15 protein-coding genes and 2 pseudogenes are annotated in these 16,826 nt (G+C 70.8%); 10 read left to right on the forward strand and 7 right to left on the reverse strand.

The genetic code is table 11. The features are described from left to right. Nucleotides 1-102 precede the first annotated feature (102 nt). The 5 genes and pseudogenes from AB0N90_RS19295 (at nt 103) to AB0N90_RS19315 (ending at nt 4,210) form a co-directional block, all read left to right on the forward strand. A complete protein-coding gene (locus AB0N90_RS19295; RefSeq protein WP_365198101.1) occupies nt 103-816 on the forward strand; it encodes a hemolysin III family protein in 714 nt (237 codons plus the stop codon). Between the two features lie 55 nt (nt 817-871). Further along, a pseudogene (locus tag AB0N90_RS19300) lies at nt 872-2,381 on the forward strand (MFS transporter). 5 nt (nt 2,382-2,386) lie between these two features. Beyond that, nucleotides 2,387-3,037: a TetR family transcriptional regulator gene (locus AB0N90_RS19305; RefSeq protein ID WP_365198103.1), complete on the forward strand. Its 651-nt coding sequence runs from the start codon at nt 2,387-2,389 to the stop codon at nt 3,035-3,037. 33 nt (nt 3,038-3,070) lie between these two features. Next, entirely contained in the window at nt 3,071-3,814 is a 744-nt protein-coding gene (locus AB0N90_RS19310) for a Mut7-C RNAse domain-containing protein (RefSeq protein ID WP_365198105.1), read from the forward strand. A gap of 48 nt (nt 3,815-3,862) precedes the next feature. After that, complete coding sequence (locus AB0N90_RS19315; protein WP_365198108.1) at nt 3,863-4,210, forward strand: hypothetical protein; 348 nt, start codon at nt 3,863-3,865, stop codon at nt 4,208-4,210. A 24-nt stretch (nt 4,211-4,234) separates the two neighbouring features. Here AB0N90_RS19315 and AB0N90_RS19320 read toward each other — a convergent pair whose 3' ends face one another. Beyond that, nucleotides 4,235-6,271 carry a thioredoxin domain-containing protein gene (locus AB0N90_RS19320; RefSeq protein ID WP_365198110.1) on the reverse strand — a complete coding sequence of 679 codons (2,037 nt, stop codon included), beginning with the start codon at nt 6,269-6,271 and terminating at the stop codon, nt 4,235-4,237. A 373-nt stretch (nt 6,272-6,644) separates the two neighbouring features. Between AB0N90_RS19320 and AB0N90_RS19325 the strand changes: the two genes are divergently transcribed. The 5 genes from AB0N90_RS19325 to AB0N90_RS19345 all read left to right on the forward strand — a co-directional run bounded on the left by AB0N90_RS19325 (nt 6,645) and on the right by AB0N90_RS19345 (nt 9,410). After that, nucleotides 6,645-7,295, forward strand: a complete 651-nt coding sequence (locus AB0N90_RS19325; protein WP_365198112.1) for a DUF262 domain-containing protein — start codon at nt 6,645-6,647, stop codon at nt 7,293-7,295. A gap of 185 nt (nt 7,296-7,480) precedes the next feature. Further along, nucleotides 7,481-8,002: a hypothetical protein gene (locus AB0N90_RS19330; RefSeq protein ID WP_365198114.1), complete on the forward strand. Its 522-nt coding sequence runs from the start codon at nt 7,481-7,483 to the stop codon at nt 8,000-8,002. Next, nucleotides 7,992-8,375: a hypothetical protein gene (locus tag AB0N90_RS19335; RefSeq protein WP_365198115.1), complete on the forward strand. Its 384-nt coding sequence runs from the start codon at nt 7,992-7,994 to the stop codon at nt 8,373-8,375. The genes AB0N90_RS19330 and AB0N90_RS19335 overlap by 11 nt, the downstream gene beginning before the upstream one ends. A gap of 358 nt (nt 8,376-8,733) precedes the next feature. Beyond that, the gene (locus tag AB0N90_RS19340; RefSeq protein WP_086807534.1) at nt 8,734-9,006 is read left to right on the forward strand and encodes a hypothetical protein; all 273 of its coding nucleotides are present in this window, start codon (nt 8,734-8,736) and stop codon (nt 9,004-9,006) included. Further along, nucleotides 9,003-9,410 (forward strand): PIN domain-containing protein, encoded by a 408-nt coding sequence (locus AB0N90_RS19345; protein WP_365198118.1) that lies wholly within the window; start codon nt 9,003-9,005, stop codon nt 9,408-9,410. The genes AB0N90_RS19340 and AB0N90_RS19345 overlap by 4 nt, the downstream gene beginning before the upstream one ends. Nucleotides 9,411-9,444: 34 nt before the next feature. Here the strand turns inward: AB0N90_RS19345 and AB0N90_RS19350 are convergent. The 6 genes and pseudogenes from AB0N90_RS19350 to AB0N90_RS19375 form a co-directional block, all read right to left on the reverse strand. Further along, nucleotides 9,445-9,576, reverse strand: a pseudogene (locus AB0N90_RS19350) (DUF255 domain-containing protein); the annotation flags it as partial. A gap of 3 nt (nt 9,577-9,579) precedes the next feature. Then, the gene (gene pepN / locus AB0N90_RS19355) at nt 9,580-12,279 is read right to left on the reverse strand and encodes an aminopeptidase N (protein WP_365198120.1); all 2,700 of its coding nucleotides are present in this window, start codon (nt 12,277-12,279) and stop codon (nt 9,580-9,582) included. Nucleotides 12,280-12,314: 35 nt separating this feature from the next. Then, the gene (locus tag AB0N90_RS19360; protein ID WP_365198123.1) at nt 12,315-13,658 is read right to left on the reverse strand and encodes an insulinase family protein; all 1,344 of its coding nucleotides are present in this window, start codon (nt 13,656-13,658) and stop codon (nt 12,315-12,317) included. Further along, complete coding sequence (locus AB0N90_RS19365; RefSeq protein WP_365198126.1) at nt 13,655-14,827, reverse strand: insulinase family protein; 1,173 nt, start codon at nt 14,825-14,827, stop codon at nt 13,655-13,657. The genes AB0N90_RS19360 and AB0N90_RS19365 overlap by 4 nt, the downstream gene beginning before the upstream one ends. After that, nucleotides 14,824-16,092 carry an MFS transporter gene (locus tag AB0N90_RS19370; protein WP_365198128.1) on the reverse strand — a complete coding sequence of 423 codons (1,269 nt, stop codon included), beginning with the start codon at nt 16,090-16,092 and terminating at the stop codon, nt 14,824-14,826. Before AB0N90_RS19370 ends, AB0N90_RS19365 begins: the two co-directional genes overlap by 4 nt. Beyond that, nucleotides 16,085-16,822 carry a hypothetical protein gene (locus AB0N90_RS19375; protein WP_361676106.1) on the reverse strand — a complete coding sequence of 246 codons (738 nt, stop codon included), beginning with the start codon at nt 16,820-16,822 and terminating at the stop codon, nt 16,085-16,087. Before AB0N90_RS19375 ends, AB0N90_RS19370 begins: the two co-directional genes overlap by 8 nt. Nucleotides 16,823-16,826: the final 4 nt, after the last annotated feature.

Raw genomic sequence — 16,826 nt, forward strand, 5'->3', positions numbered from 1 at the left:
CTTTGCGTCTGTCTTGATTTCAGCTGAACGTCTTTTTGCGCCCACCCGACCAAGGCATGCCCCTCACATCCGATTTACGGAGGCGTAGGTACCATGCGGCGCATGACTGCGTCCGTCCCCGACGCGCCCGATGACACGCCGGCCGGCGGCCGCGGTCCCCTGGCGCTCTCCCTGCCGCACCCGATCAAGCCGAGGCTGCGCGGCTGGCTGCACCTCGGCATGTTCCCGGCCGTACTCATCGCGGGACTTGTGCTCACCGCCCTCGCCGACTCGACCAGAGGCCGCATCGCCTGCGGGATCTATGTCCTCACGGCCTGCCTGCTGTTCGGCGTCAGCGCGCTGTACCACCGGGGCAACTGGGGCCCCCGGATGGGCGGCCTGCTGCGCCGGCTCGACCACGCCAACATCTTCCTGATCATCGCGGGCACTTACACCCCGCTCACGATGCTGCTGCTGCCCGGCGCCAAGGGTCAGTGGCTGCTGTGGGGCATCTGGGCCGCGGCGGCGGCCGGGATCGTCTTCCGTGTCTTCTGGGTCGGCGCCCCGCGCTGGCTCTACACGCCCTGCTACATCGCGATGGGCTGGGCAGCCGTCTTCTTCCTGCCCGACTTCCTGCGCACCGGCGGCATCGCCGTCCTGGTCCTGGTGATCGTCGGCGGGCTGCTCTACAGCGCGGGCGGTGTCGTCTACGGCTTCAAGCGGCCGAACCCGTCACCGCGCTGGTTCGGCTTCCACGAGGTCTTCCACTCCTTCACGCTCGCGGCGTTCGTCGTGCACTACGTGGGGATCTCGCTGGTGGCGTACCAGCACGCGTAGCCCCCGCCCGCCCCTCAGGCCACGGCTCATCCGAGCCGTGGCCATTTTTCATGCCATGGCGGGACGGCTCGGCGCGACGACCGGGCAGCAGCTGGGGGTGCCCCCCAGGCGTTTAGCTCTGGGGGAGGATGGCGGACGCGTATGTCGTCGTCTTCGCCGCGCTGATGCTCCCGGCGGGCCTGCTCGGCGACCGGTTCGGGCGGCGCCGGATGCTGATCGCCGGGCTCGGCGTCTTCCTGGCCGGTTCGGTGCTCGGCGCCCTGGCCGGGGACGTGGGCGCGGTGATCGCCGCCCGCGCGGTGACGGGCGTCGGCGCGGTGATGGGCGTCGGCGCGGTGACGGGCGTCGGCGCGGCGCTGATCATGCCGCTGTCGCCGGCCGTGCTCCCGGCGCTGTTCGGCCCGGACGAGCGCGGCAAGGCGGTCGGCATGATCTCCGCCGCCTCCGCGCTCGGGATGCCGCTCGGCCCGCTGGTCGGCGGCCGGCTGCTCGACCGCTTCTGGTGGAGCTCGGTCTTCCTGATCAACGTCCCGATGGCCGCGCTCGGCATCGGCGTCTGCCTCCTGCTGCTCCCCGACACCAGCGACTCCTCCGGTCCGAAGGTCGACCCGCTCTCCACCGCGCTCACCGCCGCCGGCCTCGGCGCCCTGATCTGCGCCGTCATCGAGGCCCCCGACCGCGGCTGGGCCGACCCGCTGGTGCTCGCGATGTTCACGGCCGCCGCCGCCCTGCCGCTCGGTCTGGTCCTGCGCGAACGCCGCTCGCCCCGCCCGATGCTCGACATGTCCCTGCTCGCCCGGCGCGGCTTCCTGCTCAACACGGTCGCCGCGGCCCTGGTGATGTTCGTGCTGTCCGGGCTGATGTTCACGGTGCCGACCTGCCTCCAGGCGGTCCTCGGGCATGACGCCTTCGCCACCGGGGTCCGGCTGCTGCCGCTGTCCCTCGGGCTGATGGTCGCGGCCAGGGGCCCCCAGGCGGCCGTGGTCCGGTTCGGGGCGCGCGCGGTGGTCAGCGCGGGCCCGGTGGTGCCGGCCTTCGCCGCCCTGCCGGGGACCCTTACGACGGCGGACTCCGGTTACGCCTTCACCGCGCTGTGGCTGTCGCTGACCGGGCTCGGCTTCGGCTTCGCGGTCGTACCGGCGACGGACGGGGCGCTCGGGGCGCTGCCCGCCGACCGGGCGGGCTCGGGTTCCGGGCTGCTGATGACCCTGCGGCAGGTCGGCGGCGCCATCGGCATCGCCCTGCTGGGCAGCCTGCTCGCGAGCGCCTTCCGGGACCGGCTCGATGTCGCCGGGCTGCCCTCCCCGGCCGCGCACACCGCGCGGGAGTCGGTCGTCGCCGCCCATGGGGTCGCCGTACGCACCCACGCGCCGCACCTCGCGGACTCCGCGGACGCCGCCCTCACGCACGGCATGAGCCTGGTGCCGCTGGTGTGCGGCATCGCGTCCCTGGCGGCGGCCCTGCTCGCGGCCCCGCTGCTGCCGGACACCCCGGTCGTACGGCGCGCGGACGCACCCGAGGAGGGCTCGGCCATGGCCGCCCCGGCCGCCGATGCCGGACAATGACCGGCATGACGGCCGCACGCCCCACCAGCACCTCCGCCGACCGCGCCCGCCCCGAAGGCCCCCGCCTCGGCCTGCGGGAGCGCAAGAAGATCAAGACCCGGGAGGCGATCCGCGGGGCGACATACGCCCTGATCGAGGAGCAGGGGTACGACGTCACGACGATCGACCAGATCGCCGACCGGGCGGAGGTGTCGCCGTCGACGGTCTTCCGGTACTTCCCCACCAAGGAGGACATCGTCCTCACCGACGAGTTCGACGCGGTCATGCTGGAGGAGATCAGGCGGCGGCCCGCCGAGGAGCCCTGGGCCGACACCATCCGGTACGTGCTGCGGCGCGCCGTCCAGGTGGGGATGGAGGAGGACCCGGCGGTCTCCCGGCTGCGCACCCGGCTGATGGTCCAGGTCCCGGCGGTGCGCTCGCGGATGATGGAGAGCATGTCGGTGACCGGGCACATGCTGTGCCGGGCCGTCGCCGAGCGCACCGGCCGCGACCCCGGCGACCTGGAGGTGCGGGTCTACGCGATGTCGCTGATCGGCGGCCTGATGGAGACCACCATGTACTGGGCCGAGCACGGCCACCAGGAGGATCTGCGGGACCTGATCGACCGCAGTCTGGACGTCCTGGAGCACGGTCTGCCGGGCGCCGAAAACCACTGAGACCGCGCGCTCCCGGCGTGCCATGCTGACGGGGTGAACGGAACCGAGATCCGCGTCGAAGTCGCCCCCGAGCTGCACCTGTTCGTCCCGTCGGCCCGGCGCGCGGGCGCCACCGCGCTCGGCACCGACGGCGTCTCGACGCTCGGCCATGTCATCGAGTCCCTCGGCGTGCCGCTGACCGAGGTCGGCGCGCTGCTCGTGGACGGCCGCGAGGTGCCGGTCTCGCACATCCCGCGCGCGGGCGAGAGCGTACGGGTCCGGGCGGTGACGCGCCCCCAGCGGGTGCCCGGCGCCCCGCTGCGCTTCCTCCTCGACGTCCACCTCGGCACCCTGGCCCGCCGGCTGCGGCTGCTCGGCGTCGACGCGGCGTACGAGTCCCTCGACATCGGCGACCCGGCGCTGGCCGCGCGCTCGGCGGCCGAGCGGCGGGTGATGCTCAGCCGCGACCGGGGGCTGCTGCGCCGCCGCGAGCTGTGGGCCGGCGCGTACATCTACAGCACCCAGCCGGAAGAACAACTCCAGGACGTGCTCGGCCGGTTCGCCCCCGAACTGCGTCCCTGGACCCGCTGCACGGCCTGCAACGGGCAGCTGCGGACCGCCACCAAGGAGGAGGTCGCCGATCAGCTCAAGGGCGGCACCGAGCGGTCGTACGACGTCTTCGCGCAGTGCGCGTCCTGCGGGCGCGCGTACTGGAAGGGCGCGCATCACGACCAGCTGGAGGCGGTCGTGGAGCGGGCGTTGAGCATGCGTACCCAGGGCAGTACTCAGGGCGGTTGAGTAGCCGGGCCGCTCCCCCGGGCCGGGGGCGCGCGGTGGGATGGGCGCATGAACACCACGACCGAGCAGCCGGTGGCGGCCCTCACCCCACGGCAGAAGGACCGCCTCATCAGCGGCTGGGCGATCGCCGGACTGGCCCTGCTGCTGCCGATCGTCGTCCTGTCCTGGGCGGTCGTCCTCTCCGGCGAACGCGGCACCCAGTGCCTGATGTACGGCGAGGGGTGCTCGACCATCCCCGGTTCGGCGCTCTACGCCGCCTTCTGGCTGGCCCTCGTCGCGGGCGTCGCGGCACTGGCCTGGCCCAGGGGCCGGGGGACGTACTCCCGGGCCTGGGCCGTGTGCGTGCAGTGGGGCGCGCAGCTCGTGCTGGGGGCGATGATCCTCAGCGGCGCGTGACGCCTTCCGGCCCCTCTCCTCGGCTCAGGGGCTTTCGAGGGCGGTGCGGAGCCGGTCCGGGTCGGTGGTCGGGGCGTCGCAGGTGAAGCCGCGGCAGACATAGGCGGCCGCCCGACCGGAGACGAGCGGGCGGTCGGCGAGCAGCGGGAACTCCTCGCTGCCCGGGGTGCCGACGGCGACGACCGCGCCCGGGGCGCTGCCCAGAAGTGCCGTACGGTGCAGAGCCGTTGTCGCCGGATCGGTGAGGGACGGACCGACGACCGCGATCTCCCGGGGCCCGTCGAGCAGCGCCTCCGCGACGGCGAGCCCCCAGCCGATGAACCGGGGCACCCGCGGACCCAGAGCCTGTACGACGCCCAACGCCCGCTCGGCGGCGGTCCGATGGGCCTCGGAGCCGGTCTGCGCGGCATAGCCGAGCAGCGCGCCCGCGGCGGCCGACCAGCCGGAGGGGGTGGCGTTGTCGGTGGGGTCCTGGGGGCGGCGGATGAGCTGTTCGGCGTCGGCGGCGGTGTCGTAGAGCGCACCGGTCTCGGGATCGGTGAAGCGGGCGAGCACGTGGTCGACGAGCAGTCCGGCGAAGTCCAGCCAGACGCCCTCGCCGGTCACGGAGGCGAGCGCGAGGAAGCCCTCGGCGACATCCGCGTAGTCCTCCAGCACACCGGAGTTGGCGCCGACCCGGCCGTCCTTGCTGGTGCGGGCGAGCCGGGCGTGCTCGTCGAGATGCACCCGCACGAGCAGGTCGGCGGCGCCGAGGGCGGCCTCGATCAGATCGGGGCGGTCGAAGTAGGCGCCGGTCTCGGCGAGGGCGGCGATCGCGAGCCCGTTCCAGGCGGCGACGACCTTGTCGTCCCGGCCGGGCGCGGGCCGCAGCGCGCGGGCGTCGAGCAGCCGGCGCTTGACGGAGGCGATCTTCTCCGCGTCGAACACACCCTCGTCCTGCGGGAGTTGCAGGACGGACTGCCCGTGCTCGAAGGTGCCCTCCTCCGTGACGCCGAAGAACTGCGCGGCGAGCCGGGCGTCGGCCTCGCCGAGTACGCCGGTCAGCTGTTCGGGCGTCCAGACGTAGTACGCCCCCTCGACATGCCGTCCGCTCCCGTCGTCGCTGTCGGCGTCCAGGGCGGAGGCGAACCCCCCTTCGTTCGTCCGCAGTTCGCGGACCATGAAGTCGGCGGTCTCCAGGGCGACCCGCCGGGCGAGTCCGGAGCCGGTGGCCCGCCACAGATGCGCGTACACACGGCACAGCAGGGCGTTGTCGTAGAGCATCTTCTCGAAGTGCGGCACGATCCAGTCGCGGTCGACGGAGTACCGGGCGAACCCGCCGCCGAGCTGGTCGTAGAGCCCGCCGCGGGCCATCCGCTCACAGGTGTCCCGGGCCATCTGGAGCGCGCCCTCGGCGCCGGTGCGCGCGTGATGGCGCAGCAGGAACTCCAGCGCCATGGACGGCGGGAACTTGGGCGCGCCACCGAATCCGCCGCGCTGCGCGTCGTACTCCCGGGTCAACCCGAGCAGCGCCTGGGCGAGCTCCTGCTCACCGGGCGGCCGGGTCCCCTGGTGGCTGATCTCCCGCTGCGCCAGATCCCGCACGATCTTCCCGGCGACCTCCCCGACCTCGTCCCGCCGGGTGCTCCACGCCTGCCGGACCCCCTCCAGCACCTGCCGGAAGGACGGCATCCCGTGCCGGGGCGCGGGCGGGAAGTAGGTGCCGAAGTAGAACGGCTCCGCGTCCGGCGTCAGAAACACGGTCATCGGCCACCCACCCTGCCCGGTGGCCGCCTGCACCGCCTCCATGTACACGGCATCGACGTCCGGCCGCTCCTCCCGGTCGACCTTGACGCTGACGAAGTGCGCGTTGAGGTAGTCGGCGGTGTCCTGGTCCTCGAAGGATTCGTGGGCCATGACGTGGCACCAGTGGCAGGCGGAGTAGCCGACCGACAGCAGAACGGGAACGTCACGCCGCCGCGCCTCCTCGAAGGCCTCTGGCGTCCAGGGCCACCAGTCGACCGGGTTGTCGGCGTGTTGCTGGAGGTACGGTGACGCGGCGTTGGCAAGTCGGTTGGCCATGTTTCATGATCTCGCACCGGCCGGCGTATCGGCCACAGGCCACGGTGGGCGTTCCGCCGCCTCCTTCTGGCCGGCGGCGGTCCTGTCGCAGGACTGGGCGCGCAGGGCCCGGGCCAGGTCGTCACAGGCCTCCAGGACGAGCCGGCGCAGCGCGGGCGCAACAATCCCCCACTGCGAAGGATGCCGACAGCGGGTCCATCACCAGGGGCGATTCGAGGCGGAGCAACGTGGTCACACATACGCGTGGCAGTCGGCCGCGTGCAGATCGACAGCCTCGGACGGTTCCCGGGAGCGCCCGAGTCCTTGAACAATCTGAACGCTAGACGGTCACAAGATCCACTCAAGCCCCCCCGGCACGGCGACTATTGCGCCGATGAAGTTCTGCTCACAACGCTTGAAAGATCTACGACAGTGCGATCATCAAACTTGTAGGCTCTACCTGAATCGACGGTACCAACGGAAGCTCGTCTGGACTGTCGAGGAGAAATCCGACCTCATCGACTCGATATTGAGTGACCTGCCCATTCCACTGATCCTGGTCGCGGAGATATCAGGCGAAGGGGGCACTAGCTACGAGCTGATCGACGGCATGCAGCGACTCAACGCCATCTTCTCATTCATCGAGAATGAATTCGACATCAACGGACAGTATTTTGACCTGCAGGCACTTGCCGACACCAAGAGCCAGCTCGACGACGGCAAGTTTGTGCAGCAGGAGCCGATCCTGCCCCGCGACCAGTCCCGCAAGATAGCCAACTATCTTTTGCCGATGTCTGTCTTCAAGGCCTCAAATCCGGAACAGGTAGACAAGGTATTTCGTCGCATCAACTCAGGCGGCCGACGACTCTCTGGGCAGGATCTCCGCCAAGTCGGATCCACAGCGAAAATTGCGCAACTGGTACGCGTCATAGCCAGCGAGATCAGGGGAGATTCGAGCAACAGCGACATCGTCCCACTGAGCGGGATGCCAAACCTCAGCATCAACAATCGTCGCCTGGCGTACGGCGTAGACGTCATATTCTAGTGGACTGCCTCATCGACCCCCTCGTCTCGTCGGGTACTGACACGCGGGACTCTGCGTACGGGTCTGTCGATACCAACGACACCGCACCAGCCGCACTTGAGAGGCGACTGTCCGAACGGATCGAGATCTACGGGGAATCCAAGGTACGAGACGACTTCTCGCTTGTGTACGAGGAGCTTCGTGCCGTGTTGAACATCGCAGGTGACAAATTCGTGAAGCATGTCGTCGGCAGGAGCCCTGGGGGGCGCTACCCGCGCTACTTTCAAGCGGTTTTCCTGGCCTTCTGGGAACTGATCATCAGGGACGGCATGCGCATTTCCTCGCGACCGGAGGCTGCACTCAAGCTCCATGACATTGGAACCTCTCGCGGCCCTCTGAACATTCCAGGAGGCGGCGGCGACTGGACGGCGCAGGACAAACGGAAAAATATCGACGTGGTGAAGGGAGCGATCCGCTCCGCTTTCGAATCGGATCCAGGATTCCGTCAGGATGCCGCACAGTTTGGTCTTGCGTCTCACCTGGAGAGAATCCTTCAGAATTCGGTCACAGAACAGTCACTCTTTGAGCTGAAGCAAGGACTGCTGACCCTAGGCGCCACGTGGGAGTTCGATGAGAGGTCCTGGGAAAAAATCCTCCGTAGCATCACAGCCATTGCCCAACACGGGCCCCAACAAAACCGGCTACCTCGTCATCGGCGTGGCCGATAGCGAGAAGGATGTACAGCGAATTCGCCAGCTGGACGGCGTCGAGCCAGTCAAGTCTCGCAGCAGTCGTTTCGACATCGTCGGCATAGGGCGAGAAGCAGAGGTCCGAGGCGAGAGCCTCAAGGCCTATTTCGACTGGGTATCCGACAAGCTGGCAGGATCCGACCTGGCGACCGACCTACGGAGGCGGGTCGCCTCCGGGATCAGCCTTGTCGACTATCACGGCAGGGCCGTCATCCTCATCGAGATCACCCCATCCCACGAGCCGTCCTTCTACAAGAACGTCATGTATGAACGGAGCGGCTCCGGCGTCCAAGTAGTGGAGCAGGCCGACTACATGAGGCTCTTCCAGCGATTTACCAGGCCCCGCACGTGAGATAGCCAAGCACGGAAGGGGCCGAAGCGGCGCAACCCAAACGGATCCCGCCACCGGTCGCAACCGCACAACGAAGCCCCAGGTTGGGCCGGATCCAGCCTGGGGCTTCAGGCATGCCGGGGTCGGAATTCGTACCCCTTCCGGATCGACATTGGTGCCCTGCGGCTCGACCTGCCAAGACGCAACGATCGCCAGAAGGCGACCTGTGCGCAGCTCGCATGCCATCGACTACGAGGAGTGAGCCAAGGCGAGAAGCGCGGCTGCCGACAACGGAGCAGCACGCCACACCCCGACACCACATGACCCACGACAGCGAAGGGACTACATGCGTAATAGACATTGTATTACACTGGGACCCATGAAGCCGACCCGAGCCGGGACCACCGAGAACATCTCCGTGTCCATGCCCACCGAACTGGTCAGTGAGCTCCGCTCCCGAACCGGCCGCCGCGGGCTGTCCAGCTACATCACCGAAGCCGTCAGGCATCAGCTCGCCATGGACGGGCTCGCCGAGATCGTCGCAGCCCACGAGGAAGAGCACGGCGCACTCACGGAGCAGGAGGTCGAGGCCGCTCGTCGCGAGCTGTTCGGAGACGTGAACGCCAGCGGCGTCGAACGGGGCGCTGCGTGAAGGAGCTGCCGGCCCGCTCACTGGTGCTCGATTCCGAGGCGCTCTCCCTGCTTTTGCGCAACGACCGCGGGATGGCGGCTCGCATCGAGGCGTCCCGGCAAGTCGGAGTTCCCGTCGTCGTGTCTGCGCTGACCATTGTCGAAGCCGTGCACGGGAAGACCGATCTGGCGCGCTTGAAGTGGGTGCTCTCCCGGCTGCGGGTGGAACCGGTCAGCCAGGAGGACTCCCTGACCGCGGTGGAGCTGCTTCAGGACGCAGGCGGACTGCACGGGCACAAGTACGCGATCGATGCCCTCGTTGCCGCGCTCGCGCTCCGCGTCCCGGCCCCCGTGATCGTTCTGACCTCCGACCGTGACGACTGGTTGAAGCTCTGCGGGAAGCGCGTGATCATCAAAGAGGTGTGAGCACCACCAGCTACTGGGTTCGCGAGTCCGCTGGCGCCAGCAGCACCGGGATGCCACGCCGCCGCGCCTCCCCGAAAGCCTCCGATGTCCAGGGCCACCAGTCGACCGGGTTGTCGGCGTGCTGCCGGAGGTACGGTGCCGCGGCGTCGGCGAGCCGATGGGCCATGTTTCATGATCTCGCACCGGCCGGCGTATAGGCCACAGGCCACGGTGGGGGTTCCGGGGTGGCCTTCCGGTCGGCGGCGGTCGCGTCGCGGGACTGGGCGCGCAGGGCCCGGGCCAGGTCGTCGCGGGCCTCCAGGACGAGGCGGCGCAGTGCGGGCGCCGCACCGGCATGGGTCGCCAGCCATGTGTCGGTGGCGTCGAGGGTCTCCTGGCGGTCCTGGAAGGCGGGGAAGAGTCCACGGACGATGTCGATGCCGGTCTTGATCGGGCGGTCCGTCCAGATCCGCTCCAGCAGCGCGAAGTAGCCGTCCGTGTACGGCGCGAGCAGCTCCCGCTGTCCCGGCTGCGCGAAGCCGCTGATCGTCGCCGCGACCAGCGCGTTCGGCAGGGTGTCGGACTCCATGACCGCCGCCCACGCCCGTGCCTTGGCGGCTGCCGACGGGCGGGCCGCCAGACAGTGCGCCTGGTGCCGCTCGCCGGAGGCGGTGTCGTCGCGGGCCAGCTCGGCCGCGATGTCACTCTCGTCGGCGGCACCCCCGGCCGCGAGCGGCTTCAGGAACGCCCAGCGCAGTTCCTGGTCCACCTTGAGGCCCTCGATCTCGGCCGTGCCCGTCAGCAAGCCCCGCAGCAGTCGGAGATCGGCGGGCGACGAGGCCGTCGCCGCGAAGAACCGCGCCCACAGAAGCTGGCGCCCGCTGCCGGGCTCGGCCGCCCACAGCTCGCGCAACGCTGCCCCGGCCAGTGCCCGCCCGCCCTCCTCACGCCATTCCGGCGCGGCGTAGTGCCGCAGCGCCGTGTCCGCGTTCAGGTACAGCGACTGGAGTACGGCGCTGCCGGACTCCCGCCCGGCGAAGCGCAGCACCAGCTCGATGTAGTCGCGGGCGGGCATGAGCCCGTCCCGCGTCATGTTCCACAGCGCCGACCATGCCGACGCCCGTGCCAGCGGGTCGGCCATGTCACCCAGGTGGTTGAGCAGCGTGGCGAGGGAGCCGGGGTCGAAGCGGGTCTTGCAGTAGGTGAGGTCGTCGTCGTTGACGATGACCAGTTCGGGCCGCTCGGCCCCGGCCAGCTCGGTGACCACCGTGCGCGCGCCGGTCACATCGGTCTCGGATCGCGCATAGCGTTCCAGCGCACCGCCCGCGGTCCGCCGGTACAGCCCGACCGCCACCCGGTGCGGGCGCAGCTCCGGGTGGGACCCGGCGGCCTCCTGGAGGATCGCCAGCTCGGTGACGCGGCTCTCGCCGTCGCAGGTCACCTGCGGTGTCAGCGAGTTGACCCCGGCAGTCCGAAGCCAGGCCCGCGACCACTCGGCCAGATCACGGCCCGAGGCCTCCTCCAGTGCCGACAGCAGGTCCGCGAGCCCGGCGTTGCCGTAGGCGTGTGCGGTGAAGTAGCGGCGCGCGCCCGCCAGGAAGGCGTCCTGGCCGACGTACGCCACCAGCTGTTTGAGGACGGAGGCGCCCTTGGCGTAGGTGATGCCGTCGAAGTTGAGCTTGGCGTCCTGGAGGTCGTGGATGTCCGCGGTGATCGGGTGGGTGGAGGGCAACTGGTCGGCGCGGTACGCCCATGCCTTGCGGTGGTTGGCGAAGGTGACCCAGGCGTCGGTGAAGCGGGTCGCTCCCACCTGCGCGAACGTGCCCATGAAGTCGGCGAAGGACTCCTTCAGCCACAGGTCGTCCCACCAGTTCATGGTGACCAGGTCGCCGAACCACATGTGCGCCATCTCGTGCAGGATCACATTGGCCCGGCCCTCGTACGCCGCCTCGGTGACCTTCGAGCGGAAGACGAACTCCTCGCGGAGCGTGACGCAGCCCGGGTTCTCCATCGCCCCCGCGCTGTGCTCCGGCACGAACACCTGGTCGTACTTCCCGAAGGGGTACGGGTGGGCGAAGTGGTCGTGGAAGAAGTCGAGGCCCTGCTTGGTGACGGTGAGGATGTCGTCCGCGTCGAAGTGCCGGGCCAGCGAGGCCCGGCACAGCGCGGCCAGCGGGATGTCCAGCACCGTGCCGTCGGGCAGTTCGCGCGTGTAGGGGGCGCGCACCACGTGATACGGGCCGGCCGCCACGGCGGTCAGGTAGGTGGAGATCGGCCGCGTCGGCGCGAACGTCCGGGTCTCGCCGTCCGACGCCGTCATCGGGCCGGCCCCGGACTCGGACTCCGACTCGGACTCCGGCTCCGACTCGGACTCGGACTTGGCCTCGCGCTCGTTGCTCAGCACCGTCCAGTGCGCGGGGGCGGTCACCGAGAACGTGAAGGGGGCCTTGAGGTCGGGCTGGTCGAAGGCGGCGAAGACCCGGCGGGCGGCGGCGGGTTCATGCTGGGTGTAGAGGTAGACCTCGCCGTCCTCGGGGTCGGTGAAGCGGTGCATCCCCTCGCCCGCCCGGCCGTAGGCGCAGTTCGCGTCGACGACCAGCACATTGGCCTCGGCCAGCCCGTCGAGCGCGATGCGCGAGCCGTCGAACACCGTCTTCGGGTCCAGGTGGCGCCCGTTGAGCGTCACCGATTGAACCGAGGGGGCGAGCAGGTCCACGAAGGTGGTGGCACCCGGTTCGGAGCAGCGGAAGCGGACGGTGGTCACGGAGCGGAAGGTGTCCGCCTCGGGCCGGACCGCGGACCGCAGGTCGAGCGCGATGTCGTAGCCGTCCACGGCCAGCGTCCGCGCCCGCTCACGGGCCTCGTCACGGGTCAGGTTCTCACTGGGCATAGGTGCTCCTGTTGTCTCGCCGCATGGGGATCTCGTCACTGCACGCGGTGTTCGAGCTCTTCGGACGGGGGAAGCGGGTATGCGCCGAGGCAGTCGGGGACGCCTTCGGTGATCTTCCAGAGCGCCGCGCGCGGGGCTCCGTGAAACCGGCCGGGAAAGGTGTGGTGATCGGCTGCGGCCCGTACGCGCGCGGAAGGCCCGCCCGCCCGGTCGCGGCGCCCGGCGAGAGCGGCCGCGTTCTCCAGTCGGACCCTGAGCCCCTCGGTGAGCCGGTGCCGGTCGGCGACGATGGAGGGGAGGGAGCGTTCGAGCAGCGCGGTGATGTCTCCGGCACGCCACACCACGACGTCCACCTGCTGGCTGCGTCCCGCGATGGTGGTGCGCCCCAGCGGGCGCAGGCCCTTTCCGGTGCCGAGTCCGACGATCGGGCCCCGCGCGTCGAGGAGGGCATCGAGTGCGGCGCTCGGCGTACGCGGACGCAGGAGGGTGACGGCGACCAGGTCACTGAGGCCGCGCACCGCGGGCACGGTGACGCGTCGGGCCTGGTGACCACCGGGCGCGGTGGCGCGTCGGGCCTGGTGACCACCGGGCACGAAGCTCGGGGAGCCCGCCGACTGTGCCGTAGCGACCGGGGAGCCGGCGGGCTGTGGCGTAGCGACCGGGAAGCCGGCGGGCTGTGGCGTAGCGGTCAAGAAGCCCGCGGGCTGCGCCGTAGCGACCGGGGAGCCCGCGGGCCGTGCCGTAGCGGCCCTGGATTGCTCGTGCCGGGCGAGCAGGTCTTCGACGACGCCGGTGAGCGCGGGCGGACCGGCGACGAAGAGCTGGGACCGGGCTTCCGGGTAGCCGTGCCGGACGAGGCGGGTGACATCGGCCGGTGTGATGCCGGAGAGGGACTCCGCCGTGGTGCGGGCGATGGAGTCCAGGCCCGGTTCGTCCGCCGCCGCCGCGGCGATCAGCGGGCCGAGCCGCAGCAGGGGCTGGTGATCCATGCGGCGGGTCTCCAGGAGCACCGCGTGCCTTTCCCCTTCGAACACCTCGGGCGCGACGCTCCCGCGGCGTCCGGCGGCGATGTCCGTCAGGTGCCGTATCGATGCCGCGCTGTCGTCCGGGTCGCCGGTGGTGCGGAAGACGGTGCGGTCGATCTCGGTCACCGCGAGGACGGGCAGCCCGGGAGCGCATGCGGGCGGGCCGGTGAGGATGTTGAGGTGCTCGGCCATGTGGGCCGTTCCCGCAAGGCCCTCGGGGTCGTCGCGGGACCCGCAGCCGACCACCAGGGCGGCGCCGAAGGAGTGCGCCCAAGGCAGCGTTTCCAGGTCCACCTGGAGGTTTCCGACACTGAACCGGCGGACCGTTCCGTCGGCCGCTTCGGAGGGTGTCACTGGATCTCCTGGTACACGTCGGCGAGTTGGCGCCGGTGCTCTTGGGTGAAGGGGCCGAGCGCGGCCGCGGCGGGTGGTCGGGGCAGGAAGGTCAGGCCGGGGAGCTCGGTGATCTCCGCCATCGCGGTGAGGCGTTGCCGGATCGTCCGCTCGCCCAGGTCCTGGCGCCGGAGCTCGTCGGCCACGCCGAACGGCCCGTCGAGTGCCGCGAGGTTCTCGGCACGGCATCGCCTGCGCGCGAGGTCCGTCTCGTGCGGATCGGCGCCGCGGGCCAGTTGGCGCACGGTGTGGTCCAGGACGCGCAGGGCCGCCGCGGCGTGTTGCGGGGCCACGGTGGCGGTGGCCCCGATCGAGGACGATCCGGGCTCGTGCCAGTAGGCGGCGGTGAATCCGTATGCCAGGTGGTGGCGGTGGCGCAGGGCGTGGTGGAGGAGCCCGTTGGGGCCGTTGCCGAGCCGTTCGACCGTGAGCGGAAGCAGATCGGGTCCCGGCGGACGGATCGGGAGGCGGAGAGCGACACGGGCGTCGCATCCGGGATGTGTCGCGATCTCGAGGGCTCCGCGCCAACCCGCGTCAGGGGTGGGGTCCGCGGTGGTCCCGGCCCCGGCGCGGTGGCGGGGAGTCGGCTGTTCGGGCGGCGCACCGAGCCGGGCCGGTGTCGGCGGGTGGTCGCGGTGGACGCGCGCCCGGGGCAGGAGCGTCTCGATGGCGTGGTTCAGGTCGGCGGCGGAGACGGCGGCGAGTGTCCCGGCGGTGCCGCGTGGGTCGGCATCGGGCGTCTGCCGGGCGGCGCGGTCCAGCAGTTGGCCGAGCAGGGTCAGCGGAGCCGCGCCGCGGCCCTCGATCGCGGCGATCAGGCGTGCTCTGAGGCCGTCGAGCACCGCTTCCCCCGCGGGCCCGGACGGCAGGCGGGTGTTCCGCAGCTCGTCGAGGACGGTCATGAGGTCGGCCGGGGCGGCTGACCAGTAGGCGAACGACGAGCTACGCGCGCCCAGTTGATGCCGGGTGAGCCAACCGGCGGTGGCGGCCCGCGTCGCCGCGCCACCGCAGCGCGGGTCGCTGAGAACGGCGGCGAGCAGCGCGCCGAATCCCGCGTGCCGTGGGGCATCGTCCTGGTATCCGGCGGGCAGGTCGACGATGCAGGCTCCGCCGGGGCGAGGCGGCGTCATCGGACGGACCCCCCGGCCGACTCCAGTGGTGCGGTGACGGGTCCCGGTGAGCGCGTCGGTCCACCGGCGCGCAGGGCCTGCCAGGCCCATGGGGCAGCGGTGACGGTCGCCAGCACGCCGCCGACGGCCACGATGGTCAGCGGCGCGACCCATTGCGCCAACAGGCCCGCGGCGGCGGTGCCGGCGAGTTGCCAGATCGCCTTCCAGGTACGGCGTACGGCGGTGACCCGGCCGCGGAAACCGGGTTCCGCCCGTTGTTGGCACTGCATCGCCGGGCCGATGGTGGTCAGGTAGCCGTGGACGCCCAGCAGCACACCGGTGAGGACGACGAAGAGGGTGGTGCCCTCGGTGCCGGCGCACCAGGTGGCGGCGACGGCCACGGGCGCGGTGACCAGTACGGCCGTCCAGAACAGCGACGCGGCGGACAGATCGCGGCGTACTCGGGCGAGGAGCAGGGTCGTCGCGAGGCAGCCGGCCCCGGCGCCCAGCCCGAACAGGCCCGGTGCCTGTGTCGCGTGGCTCGCTCCGAAATGGAGCAGGACCAGCTCTGTCGCCGCGCCGAAGCAGAGGTACCAGGGCGCCTCCGCGACCATGGTCCACCGCAGCACCGGGTCGGCCCATACGGCTGATACGCCCTGCCGCAGATTCGTCCGCCCTCCCCCGGGCGCCGTGGTGGCGCGGGCGGGGGGTCGGCTGCTTCCACGAGGCAGCATGCACACGGCGGCCACCAGGAAGGTCGCGGCGTTCAGCCAGACGACCACGGCGATCGAGGTGTGTGCCAGGAGAGCCGTGCCCAGCAGCGGGCCGATCAGCACCGCCCCGTTGCCCGAGGCGTTGATGAGGGAATTGGCCGCCAGCAGGCGGCCGGCGGGCACCACGTCGGGGAGCAGGCTCATGAAGGCCGGCAGGGCCAGCGCCGACAGGATGTTCTGGGCGATGAGGAGCGGGTAGACCCAGCCGACGTGGCCGGCACCGGCGGTCAGGGCCAAGGAGGAGGCCACCAGGAAGCCGCCGAGGTCGGCGGCGATGACGACACGGCGCTGATCGAACCGGTCGGCGATCACCCCGGCGATGGGGGTGAAGAAGATCTGGGTCAGGAACAGCATGGCGAAGGCCAGCAGACCGGCCGTGGTGGAATCGGTGGTCTGGCGGATCCACAGAGGGACCGCCAAATACTGGAGGTAGCCTCCTAGCCCCGACAGGGAACGGCCCGTCAAGATCACCGTGAAGTCTCGGCCCAGCCGCTCCGCGGACGACTTACGCACCGATGCTCCCGCCGTGGTCGACAGCCCGCGCCAGCTGCGACTTGCTGGTCCGGTCGCGGGCCGTGCCCAGCCGCTCGTCCAGCTGCCCGGCGAGCCGGTCCAGATCGGCGAGCGCCGTCGGGAAGGGGGAGTTGACCTCGATCTCCAGGCATCGGTAGTGCCGGGAGGGGTCCCGGGGAGCGGCCGGGTCGCCGAAGTCGACGTAGTCGAGGTTGCACACGATCTCTGTGCCGTCGGCGGTACGGCCGAAGCACTTGTAGCGCCGCTGTACGGCCACGCCGGCCGCCCCCAGTTCACCGGTGAGCAGGCGCAGACTCCTGGCGTAGGCGATCGGCACGGTCCCCGGGTCCAAAATCCTGGCGCCGACCCCCCGGTAGGGGACCTTCTGGCGCAGTTCGAGCCCGTCGCGCCACCCGCGCCGGTGCACCGCCTGCTTGAACACGATCACACAGGTGCCGCCGGGGGCACCGCTGTTGACGACGACGCTCAAGGAGTGCCCGGCCCGGGCGAAAGACCCTTCGGCGTCGTCCAGGTAGAGCGAGGACTGCAGGTAGTCCCGGGGGGCGGCCATCGGGGTGAGCAGATCGCCGAAGAGCACGGCGTCCGCGAAGGCGCCCGGATCTTCGGCGTCTTCCTTCCGAAGAGCCCATTTGCATTCATGTTCGATGCCTATGTGGATGTTCTCGTCCAGGACGGCCGCGGGGGCGGCGGCCGCTGACTGCTCCGTCACGGGA

It is taken from the genome of Streptomyces sp. NPDC093018 (assembly GCF_040684035.1).
GTDB classification, from domain to species: domain Bacteria; phylum Actinomycetota; class Actinomycetes; order Streptomycetales; family Streptomycetaceae; genus Streptomyces; species Streptomyces murinus.